Below are 11,031 nucleotides of genomic sequence, written 5' to 3'. Positions count from 1 at the left end.
CTTCCAGTAAACATTCTAACCAAATTAACCTACGTATTTACGAATAGGAGCTAGTTTCGTTCATGATAACTCGGCCCCGTACTCCCGCAGGAGTCTTCGCACCTTCCGCTCCAATCAACAGGTTATTCAACAAAGACCTTTCACTCACAATAAATAATATAAATAAAGTGGTGAAATAACTGTTTAAGCACAAAAAGTTAGCTAAAGTGAAATGTTTCTATTAATTAGTACCAGGCGAAAAACCGCTTATCAACTCAGATTGCCAAAATATAAAAAAGAATGCAACACATTTAGCAAGAATGGAAAATGTGTGTCGCATTCTTTAGGTTGATTTGGCTACCCTGTTGATTGGAGCGGAGGGCACTCGACTCCTGCGGGAAATAGAGGTCACTGGAGACCCCGCAGGCGCAAAAAGCGCCGAGGAGGCTTCAGGACCTCCCCGCGGAAAGCGAGTGCCCGGAGCGGAAATCAACAGGCCCGATAGCAGGCACAATCATTATTAATCTTCTTCGGGAACATCTATAATGATCATATCAGACCCAATCTTTTTAATGTGTTGCCAGGGTACTCGTATTTCATCCCCTTGCTTTCTCAATCCAAACCATTTGACGGACGGGATTAAGAGCGCCTGGATTTGACCTGTGCTTTCATTTATTTCTAGATCTGTTTGGCCCAAGACACCAAGGCGCTCTGCCTTTTTTACATCGACAATTTCTTTTCCGCTTAATTCACTCAACCTCATATAAGCCGCCCCCTATTCCTCACTTACTATATATTTATAGAGGGAAGTCCTTATTTAGAATAAAGAAAAAAACAGTTCACCGAGGCAAACTGTTTTTTTCGTTAATTATGCTAAATTGGATGGGAATTCTCCGTCAGGGCTGATTAACGACACGGAATACTTATCAGTAAATACATCCCTTGTCATTTTGTCTACGCTTTCTTTTGTTACTGCATCAATTTGTTCAATGATTTCATCAAGCGAGCGATGACGCTTTAAAAGGAGTTCATTTTTTCCGTTTCGGCTCATCCGGCTGTTCGTACTTTCCAGACTCAACATAAGACTGCCCTTCAGCTGTTCCTTGCTGTTCGTTAATTCCTTTTCCGTTATGCCTGTTTGTTTTAATTTATCAAGCGTTTCCTGAACAGTATCAAACAATACATTTAATTGCTTTGCCCCGGTACCGCCGTAAATGGTCACAATGCCGCTGTCTTGATAAGCAGAATGATAGGAAAAAACGGAATAAGCCAAACCTCTTTGCTCACGTACCTCTTGAAATAATCTGGAGCTCATGCTTCCACCCAGAATATTATTCAAGGTAATCAAGCTATAAATATCTTCATGACCAACCTTTAATCCTTTAAACCCGATACAAAGGTGGGCCTGTTCAGTTTCCTTTTTCCGTGAAATCCGGTTGGCATGGAAAACAGGAACATTTTCTTGTACTGTTGTACTTCCTCCTTGGTAGGAGCCAAAGTAGGCTTCCACTTCTTGAATGAAGCTTTCTGGAACATTACCTGCAATCGAAATCACAACATTTTCAGGTGTGTATCGTTCATGAATATATTCCTTTAACGTATTGCCTGTAAAAGAGTTCAATGTTTCTTCAGTTCCTAGAATTGGATAACCAAGCGGATGGTCTTCATAAACAGCCCTGCTCAGCAAATCATGAACAATATCATCAGGTGTATCTTCATACATCTTAATTTCTTCTAAAACCACATTTTTTTCTTTCTTTAATTCCTCTTCCACAAAGGTAGAGTTAAAGAACATATCTGCCAATACGTCTAAAGCAAACTTTGAATGGGTATCGAGTACCTTAGCGTAATAGCATGTGTATTCCTTTGAGGTAAACGCATTTACCTGACCGCCAATGCTGTCAAAGGATTCAGCAATTTCTTTAGCAGTTTTGGTAGTGGTTCCTTTAAAAAACATATGTTCAAGGAAATGGGAAATCCCGTTTGTCTCAGGATTTTCATCTCTTGATCCCGTTCCAATCCAGATACCAATGGCAACGGACCTTACGGTAGGGATTTGTTCTAATACAATTCTTGCTCCATTTTGGCACGTGTATTTGTTAATCATCGACTTCCTCCTGTCTATAAACAACAGATGCTACTTCCCAATTGTTAATTATACCTATAATCACTATATTCTCCAACTTTTAGGTATTTCTTCCCTCAATTTATTTTATGACCCTTTCCTCGCTCATTAATTCAGAAACCGTCCCAATCTGTAAATTCTTTTGTTCGATTAAGGTAATTAATCGATCTAAAGATTTTGCCGTCGATTCGGTTGGGTGCATGAGGATTAACGACCCATTGCCAATCTTACCCATTACCCGGTTAATTAAGGCATCTGGAGAAGGCTTTCTCCAGTCCACAGTATCTACCGTCCACATGACTGTTTTCATGTTTAATTCATCTGCGATTTTGACTGTTTCGTCGCGATAACTGCCGCTCGGAGGAGCAAACCATTCTGTCTTTTTGTCGGTCACGGCTTCGATCACTTCATTGGTTTTCACCATTTGTTCTCTGGTCTGGGCAGCTGTAAGCTTTGCCATATCCGGGTGGGAATACGAATGGTTTCCTACCTCATGCCCGGCACTAACAATCATTTTGGCTAACTCAGGGTTCTTTTTAGCCCAGTTGCCTTCTAGAAAAAAACTTGCCGATACATTATGATTTTTTAACGTTGCCAATATATCTGATAAATATTCATTTCCCCAGGCAACGTTAATGATAAAGCTGACCATCGGTTTATCGGGATGCCCCTTATAAATAGGGGAGGGCGGCAGATCTTTAAGCTGCACTTTAGGCTTCACCTGTTTAAAGACGAGCTTTTTCTCATCAAAAGTGCCTTTCTTTTTCATATTTTGATAAGAAGCAGCCAGGTCAACTTCAAGGCCATTGTATCCCGGTATCGCCTTCCAAACCGGATCAATTTTCGCATCTGAAGGCGGTTTCTCATATTCAGGCGCATTTTTTACAATGCTTTGGTATAAGGAATCCGTCTCCTTTACTGCCGGAAGTGCTGATCCCTTTAAGGCGGAAACATAATTATGTACAATTGGACTATTTACAATAAGGAAAGCAGCAAGCACAATTACCGCGATAATTATCTTTTTTTTCATTCTTCCTCTTCCCCCTTCTATACAGATTATGACGAGCAGGGACAAGGTAGAACGATGATAAAGCATGCCAATAGAAAAAGAAAAAGTCAGGAGCGGCCTCCTGACTTTTTAAACGATTATTGATTTTGTTCAGCTTTTTCCTTCTGTTCCTTCAGGACAGCTTTACGCGATAAATTAACGCGGCCTTGTTTATCAATTTCGGTCACTTTTACTAAAATTTCATCGCCGATTTTCACGACATCTTCGACTTTTCCTACCCGCTCTTCGGCCAGTTCAGAAATATGGACTAATCCGTCTTTGCCGGCAAAGATTTCAACGAAGGCACCGAATTTTTCAATCCGTTTTACTTTACCAAGATACAATTCCCCTACGACAACTTCACGGACAATATCTTCAATAATTTTCTTCGCTTTTTGATTCATTTCAGAATCAGCAGAAGCGATAAAAATCGTTCCATCCTGTTCGATGTCAATCTTAACCCCAGTTTCTTCAATAATTTTGTTAATTTGCTTCCCACTAGGTCCAATAACATCGCGGATCTTATCCGGATTAATCGTCATGGTCAGAATTTTTGGCGCAAACCGCGAAAGATCAGGTCTTGGTTCAGCAAGTGTAGCAAGCATGGAATCAAGGATCTGCATTCTTCCGATTTTGGCCTGCTGCAATGCTTCTTCTAAAATTTCACGGGAAAGACCCTCAATTTTAATGTCCATTTGCAGAGCAGTAACACCTTTGGCTGTACCGGCTACTTTAAAGTCCATATCGCCAAGATGGTCTTCCATCCCTTGAATGTCCGTTAAAACGGTATAGTGCTCTCCTGATTTCACAAGACCCATAGCGATACCGGCAACAGGTGCTTTAATTGGTACACCGGCATCCATCATGGCTAATGTGCTGGCACAAATACTTGCCTGCGAAGTAGACCCATTGGATTCAAGCACCTCTGATACAAGTCGAATCGTATATGGGAAATCCTTTTCAGATGGCACAATCGGCTCTAGGGCACGCTCCCCTAGTGCACCATGGCCAATCTCCCGGCGGCCTGGCCCACGGATTGGTCCAGTTTCCCCTACGCTGAAGGAAGGGAAATTATAATGGTGCATAAAGCGTTTTTCTTCTTCAATTCCAAGACCATCAAGAATTTGCACATCCCCCATTGCACCAAGGGTACAAATGCTTAACGCTTGGGTTTGTCCTCTTGTAAATAACCCCGAACCATGGGTACGCGGCAGGATCCCTACTTGGGATGATAAAGGACGAATCTCATCAATCTTTCGGCCGTCCGGACGCACTTTTTCAACCGTGATTAAGCGGCGGACTTCACCTTTGACCATCTTGTCCAAAATTTGTTTAACCTGTTTTAGCTCATCATCGGCAGCTTCCTGCTCATCAAAATGAGCCAATACTCGATTCTTTACATCAGTGATGGCAGCTTCTCTAGCATGCTTTTCTTGAACTTGAATGGCACTGATCATGTCTGTTTCACACATTTCCCGTACCTTTGCTTCAAGCTCCTTGTCAAGCTCATACAGGTTTATCTGCCTTTTTTCTTTGCCGATTTCAGCAACGATTTTCTCTTGGAATTCAATTAACCGCTTGATTTCTTCATGGCCAAACATGATAGCCTCAAGCATGATTTCTTCAGGTACCTCATCGGCCCCTGCTTCCACCATGTTAATAGCATCCTTTGTACCGGCAACCGTTAGGTGGATGTCACTCTTTTCAGTCTGCTCCACCGTTGGATTGATCACGAATTCATTATTTACACGGCCGACTACGACGCCGGCAATCGGGCCCTCAAAAGGGATGTCCGATACCGATAAAGCCAGTGATGACCCAAACATCGCGGCCATTTCTGAAGAACAATCCTGATCCACACTCATGACAATACTGATTACTTGAACATCATTACGAAAACCATCTGCGAAAAGCGGACGAATTGGTCTGTCAATCAATCGGCTTGCCAAAATCGCCTTTTCACTTGGACGTCCTTCCCGTTTAATAAAGCCTCCGGGAATCTTACCGACTGCATATAATCTTTCTTCATAATTCACTGTTAATGGAAAAAAGTCTAGGTTCTTAGGCTCCTTAGACGCTGTGGCCGTACTTAAAACGGCTGTATCTCCATAACGGACCAAGACTGCACCGTTAGCTTGTTTGGCTAGTTGTCCAATTTCAACTGTCAGATTGCGGCCGGCCCAATCCATGGAATACTCATGTTTTTGCTGATCCATATTTTTACCCCTCTCTATCTAAATCACTTAGGAGGATGATGCGAAACTTATTCGCTGGTATCATCTTTCTAATGTAACTATAAAAAAGCGAAAACGCTTGTGATTTCAAACCAAATTAGTATTAGTATGCACAAAAAATCATGACTTAAAAATTATGTATGAAATATTCAATAACTTTTAAAAGCTAACAAAAAAGCGGGAAAAATCCCGCTTCTGTAAACTAACGACGTAGACCAAGCTTATTGATTAACACGCGGTAACGTTGAACATCTTTGTTACGCAGGTAAGTCAAAAGATTACGACGTTTACCAACCATTTTCAAAAGACCACGGCGTGAGTGATGATCTTTCTTATGAGTACGTAAGTGCTCGTTCAAATTGTTGATTGATTCTGTAAGGACAGCGATTTGAACTTCAGCAGATCCTGTGTCGTTCTCATGAGTTTTATACTCATTGATGATTTCGTTTTTACGTTCTTGTGTGATTGCCATCCAGGTTCACCTCCTATTTCTCAATCCCCTCATGCCGAGCAAGCGTCGGTGATTCGACTTGCCAAGCAAAGGTTCATTTAGTACGTATTTAAGAATACAATGTTTTGTCGTAAAATGCAAGTTCATTCCATCATATATTATAGGAAAACTTCTCTTCTTCTATACATCAAGCAGCTTGTGTTTTTCCGCAAAATATTCCAAAGCCTTATTTTTATCTTTTTCAATTTGCTTTACAAGTTCTTCTATTCCAGAAAACTTTTGTTCATTTCGCAGGAATAGATGCCACTCAATTACAGCATCCTCCCCATAGATATCCTTATGAAAATCAAATAAATGAACTTCAATCGACAGCTTGACTGCCTCCTTATTAAAGGTAGGCTTATAGCCAACATTACAAACACCATTATGCATACTGCCGCTAACCATCATCCTTACCGCATAAACACCTGTAGGGGGAATAATGTATTCATCATTTAATTCAATATTTGCCGTCGGAAAACCAATGGTCCGTCCGCGTTTATCACCATGGACGACATACCCTGAAGTTGTGTAATACCTTCCCAAAAGGTGCGAAAGTTCCTCAACAGTCCCCTCTTTAAGAAGTCGGCGAATTCTGGTCGAGCTCACCTTTTCGTTCCCCTCGGTAAATTCCGGTATAACTGAAAAGGTAAATTTCTCCCTTGAGTGAAATGGAATGGTCTCCATCGTCCCTTTGCCCATCCGGCCGTAGGTAAAATCAAAGCCAGCGGTCGCATGCTGCACATTCAGCCCGATAACGTATTGGTCAATAAATTCTTGAGGCAGAAGATTGGCAAATTCTATGGTAAAGTGAACGACAAAAAGATAATCAATACCCATTCCCTCGATAATTCTGATCTTTTCTGCTAATGGGGTAATGGATTTTACATGCTTTTCATTTTTCCCTAAAACCACGGAAGGATGAGGGTCAAAAGTCATGACTGCGCTTGACAGTCCTTGTTCATCAGCTTGCTTCTTTGCTTCAAGTATTACCTGCCTATGCCCGCGATGCACGCCATCGAAATAACCAAGGGCCATCGATAAGGGAGGCAGCGCCTGCAGATCTGACACATTTAGTGGAAAACTTAATCTTTTTACTTCCAACTTCAAACTCACCTTTTCTATACAGGAACCTTTATTCGAGTTCATTTCTTAGAACCTTCATCGGCTTTAAGAGGCCTTGCTTATTGGGATGCTTTGCATAGATAGCAAGCGCCAGCCCTTCAGCCGTTTCGGCAATAATAGGTCCGTCACAAGTTTTTAAATTCTCTGGAATTTCTAAAAGTGCACCATTTTTCACTTTCTCTGCTACTTTATCATTAATCTGCATTTTCGGCAAATGAGAAAGTGCCGATTCCAATGGTCGTAAAACCTGTGAAATGCTCCCTTCTGCCATTAACCTTTCCACTTCTTCAAGCGTAAGGCAATCAGTAAGTGTGAACGAAGCCGATCGCGTCCTTACCAATTTCGACATATGCGCTGGAAACCCCAAAGCCTCACCAATCATGACAGCTAAGGTTCGAATATAAGTGCCTTTACTGCAGCTAACCTGAAAGCGGAAGCTGATGGTCTCGCCGGCGAATTCAGTCCGTTCATCTAGAAGGTTAATCGAATAAATCATGACTTTCCTTGAAGGGCGTTCCACGACAATTCCTTTTCGGGCATATTCATAAAGACGGACCCCATTCACTTTAACGGCGGAATACATTGGCGGTGTTTGCTCAATTTCGCCGGTTAACGACTGTAGTACCTTTAGAATTTCTTCGCGGCTGATGGTCCGGTTAACCATTTCTTTTTCCACCACTTCACCAGAAGCATCTTCCGTTGTCGTGGAAAAACCAATGGTTACTTCCCCTTCATACGCCTTGCCTGCATCTGTAATATACTCGGCTATTTTTGTCGCTTTCCCGATACAGATTGGGAGAACTCCGGTTACATCAGGGTCAAGTGTTCCAGTATGACCGATTTTCTTTGTTTTTAAGATCTTCCGCAATTTGAAAACACAATCATGAGAGGTAAGCCCCGCCGGCTTCAATAATGGTAAAATGCCTTCCAATTTTCACAACCTCTTTCCTGTCATCCCCGAAAAAAATGGATAGACTTTTTCGTCTATCCATTTTCCTCATTTGTGAGGATATGCAAACTATTTGGTATAAGATGAGTTATTCTTCTTCATTTTTTTCCATCGGGCTTCCGTCCGAATGTAAATCATGAAGAAGTGTTTCGATGCGATTCCCATAATCAATGGATTCGTCGAATTCAAAGATAATTTCGGGAGTTTTGCGAAGGCGAATACGATGGCCGATTTCGCTTCGAATAAATCCTTTTGCTTTTGCAAGGCCTTTAAGCGTATTCTCCCTCTGTTCATCATCACCCAATACCGAAATAAACACCTTAGCTTGCTGCAAATCGCCTGTTACCTGAACGTCTGTAACGGTCACAAAACCAATCCGAGGATCTTTTATCTTGCGTCCGATAATGTCACTCAGTTCTTTCTTCATTTGCTCTCCAACACGATTTGGTCTGTGGCTCATTCAATTCACCTCTTCATTTAAAGCCATTCCATTTCGGTGACTGTTCTTTCTATCTCTGGAAACGAGTCAATTAGTTTTAATGCATTCTGCAGCTCATGTTCTGTTGAGACCCGCGCTGCCGTAACAGCCACAATGGCTATTTTAGTCCGCTGCCAGACATCGTGATAGTCAACCTCGGCTGCTGACACATTAAATTTTTGTTTTAAACGAGTAAGAATTCGCTGTAAAACAGCTCGCTTCTCTTTTAAGGAATGTGCATCGTAAATGATGCATTCACAAACGGCGGCGCCGATTATCATTTCCGCTCGATTTCCTCCATTACATACGCTTCAATAATATCTCCCTCTTTAACATCATTAAAGTTTTTAATGGTGATACCGCATTCGTAGCCTTGGGATACTTCCTTGGCATCATCCTTGAAGCGTTTTAAGGCATCAATCTCACCTTCAAAAATAACAACCCCATCGCGAATGACACGGATACCGCTATCACGGGTAATTTTCCCGTCGATTATATATGAACCGGCAATCGTTCCGACCTTTGAAACCTTGAATGTCTGGCGGACCTCAGCCTGACCGATAACTTTCTCAACAAATTCCGGATCAAGCATACCCTTCATGGCCGCTTCCATCTCTTCAATGACTTTATAAATAATGCGGTGCAAACGGACATCTACTTTTTCCGCTTCTGCTGCACGTTTGGCATTCACGTCAGGACGAACATTAAAGCCGATGACAATGGCGTTTGAAGCAGCTGCGAGCGTGATATCAGATTCGTTAATGGCGCCTGTTCCATTATGGATAATTTTGATGTTTACACCTTCGACATCAATTTTTTGCAAGGAAGCAGCTAACGCCTCTGCAGAACCTTGAACGTCTGATTTCAAAATGACATTCAGATCCTTCATTTCTCCCTGCTTTAATTGTTCAAAGAGATTGTCTAGGCTGACGCGGGTTTTTTCACCGCGCTGGGCAACCAATGCGATTTGAGCACGTGATTCTCCAACTTGACGGGCTGTTTTCTCATCGTCAAATACAACGAAGCGGTCGCCAGCCTGAGGTACATCACTTAGTCCGGTAATTTCAACCGGTGTAGATGGACCTGCATCCTTAACCCGGCGTCCTAAATCATTCACCATTGCCCGCACACGTCCGAATGTATTTCCGACGACAATTGGGTCGCCAATTTTTAGCGTTCCATTCTGAACAAGCAAGGTTGCAATGGATCCGCGTCCTTTATCCAATCTAGCCTCAATGACGGTTCCTACTGCATTCCGTTTTGGATTTGCTTTATATTCTTCTACTTCGCTTACTAACAGGATCATTTCAAGAAGACTGTCGATTCCCTCACCTGTTTTAGCGGATAGCGGAACAAATATAGTATCCCCGCCCCAAGCCTCGGCTACTAAACCGTGCTCAGTAAGCTCTTGCATAACCCGGTCGGCATTTGCTGCTGGTTTATCCATTTTATTAACAGCAACAATAATCGGAACTTCGGCTGCCTTAGCATGGTTAATTGCTTCCACTGTCTGCGGCATAACACCGTCATCAGCAGCAACCACCAGGATTGTAATATCTGTAATTTGCGCACCACGGGCCCGCATTGTTGTAAACGCAGCGTGTCCAGGTGTGTCAAGGAATGTAATTTTCTTTCCGTTTTCGATTACCTGGTAGGCACCAATGTGCTGAGTGATTCCGCCTGCCTCTCCCTCGGTAACTTTTGTATTACGGATGGAGTCAAGCAAGGTTGTTTTACCATGGTCAACGTGTCCCATGATTGTCACAACAGCAGGGCGTTCCACTAGGTTTTCCGCTGTATCTTCTGTGAAATAAATTTCCAAATCGGTCGCATCAACTTTAATTTCTTCTTCGACCTCAACACCATATTCACCAGCAATTAATTCAATCGCATCTTTGTCTAAATCCTGATTGATCGTTGCCATGATGCCTAGCAGGAACAGCTTTTTGATTAATTCAGAAGGCTCTCTGTGCAGCTTCTTGGCCAATTCTGCAACCGTTAAAGATTCACTGAAGGTAATTTTAGCTGGAAGCTCCTTCTCTTTCTTCTTTTGTGGCGCTTGGGATTGCTGCGTATGGTTTTGTTGATGATTCCGCTTCTTATTTTGTTGATGATTACGATTTTGTTGTTGATTATTATGGGGACGACTTTTGTTTTTCCCAGCTTGAAATGCTTTATTTTCTTTGGATTGATATTCCTGTTCGTGTTTTTTGCCTTCCTTGGCTTTTGGGGCTGCAGGAGCAACCTTTACTTTGGAAGGCACGACAAGTTTTTCATCATCTTCCTCATAAGCCTTTGGCGTTGTTTTAGGCTGTACCTGAGGCTTTGTCTGAACCTTTTGTTGAGTTTGTCGACCATTGTTATTATTATTGTTATTGCTACGGTTTTGTTCAGCCGTATTTCCAGTCTTTTTCTGCTGCTCTTTATTTTCCTTTTTATTGTAGGCAGCATCAAGCTTTTTAATATCTGATGATTCTAGAGTTGCCATATGATTTGAAACCTCTATGTTCATTTCTTTTAATTTTGTAATGATTTCTTTACTAGATAGGTTATGTTTTTTTGCATATTCATAAACACGCATTTTACTCATTATTTTCACCCCC

10 protein-coding genes are annotated in these 11,031 nt (G+C 42.0%); all 10 read right to left on the bottom strand.

The window, feature by feature from the left end; all coding sequences use genetic code 11:
• Positions 1-499: 499 nt before the first annotated feature.
• A complete protein-coding gene (locus ACNQGS_RS10710) occupies positions 500-742 on the bottom strand; it encodes a YlmC/YmxH family sporulation protein (RefSeq protein ID WP_423801705.1) in 243 nt (80 codons plus the stop codon).
• Positions 743-847: 105 nt separating this feature from the next.
• Positions 848-2,086, bottom strand: a complete 1,239-nt coding sequence (locus ACNQGS_RS10705) for a M16 family metallopeptidase (protein WP_491487274.1) — start codon at positions 2,084-2,086, stop codon at positions 848-850.
• 100 nt (positions 2,087-2,186) lie between these two features.
• A complete protein-coding gene (locus ACNQGS_RS10700; RefSeq protein WP_491487273.1) occupies positions 2,187-3,134 on the bottom strand; it encodes a polysaccharide deacetylase family protein in 948 nt (315 codons plus the stop codon).
• A 116-nt stretch (positions 3,135-3,250) separates the two neighbouring features.
• A complete protein-coding gene (gene pnp / locus ACNQGS_RS10695; protein WP_491487271.1) occupies positions 3,251-5,368 on the bottom strand; it encodes a polyribonucleotide nucleotidyltransferase in 2,118 nt (705 codons plus the stop codon).
• 220 nt (positions 5,369-5,588) lie between these two features.
• Positions 5,589-5,858, bottom strand: a complete 270-nt coding sequence (gene rpsO / locus ACNQGS_RS10690; protein ID WP_213116319.1) for a 30S ribosomal protein S15 — start codon at positions 5,856-5,858, stop codon at positions 5,589-5,591.
• Between the two features lie 159 nt (positions 5,859-6,017).
• Complete coding sequence (gene ribF, locus ACNQGS_RS10685; protein WP_491487270.1) at positions 6,018-7,025, bottom strand: bifunctional riboflavin kinase/FAD synthetase; 1,008 nt, start codon at positions 7,023-7,025, stop codon at positions 6,018-6,020.
• On the bottom strand, positions 7,012-7,932 hold the full coding sequence (gene truB / locus ACNQGS_RS10680) for a tRNA pseudouridine(55) synthase TruB (protein ID WP_491487269.1): 921 nt from the start codon (positions 7,930-7,932) through the stop codon (positions 7,012-7,014). The genes ribF and truB overlap by 14 nt, the downstream gene beginning before the upstream one ends.
• A gap of 106 nt (positions 7,933-8,038) precedes the next feature.
• Complete coding sequence (gene rbfA, locus ACNQGS_RS10675) at positions 8,039-8,410, bottom strand: 30S ribosome-binding factor RbfA (RefSeq protein ID WP_213140761.1); 372 nt, start codon at positions 8,408-8,410, stop codon at positions 8,039-8,041.
• A 17-nt stretch (positions 8,411-8,427) separates the two neighbouring features.
• Positions 8,428-8,706 (bottom strand): DUF503 domain-containing protein, encoded by a 279-nt coding sequence (locus ACNQGS_RS10670; protein ID WP_213141302.1) that lies wholly within the window; start codon positions 8,704-8,706, stop codon positions 8,428-8,430.
• On the bottom strand, positions 8,706-11,018 hold the full coding sequence (gene infB, locus ACNQGS_RS10665) for a translation initiation factor IF-2 (protein WP_491487268.1): 2,313 nt from the start codon (positions 11,016-11,018) through the stop codon (positions 8,706-8,708). Before infB ends, ACNQGS_RS10670 begins: the two co-directional genes overlap by 1 nt.
• Positions 11,019-11,031: the final 13 nt, after the last annotated feature.

The organism is Neobacillus sp. PVCKKU3 (assembly GCF_058323225.1).
Note: the sequence above shows the minus strand (reverse complement) of the source record. Positions and strands in the feature narration are given on the sequence as shown.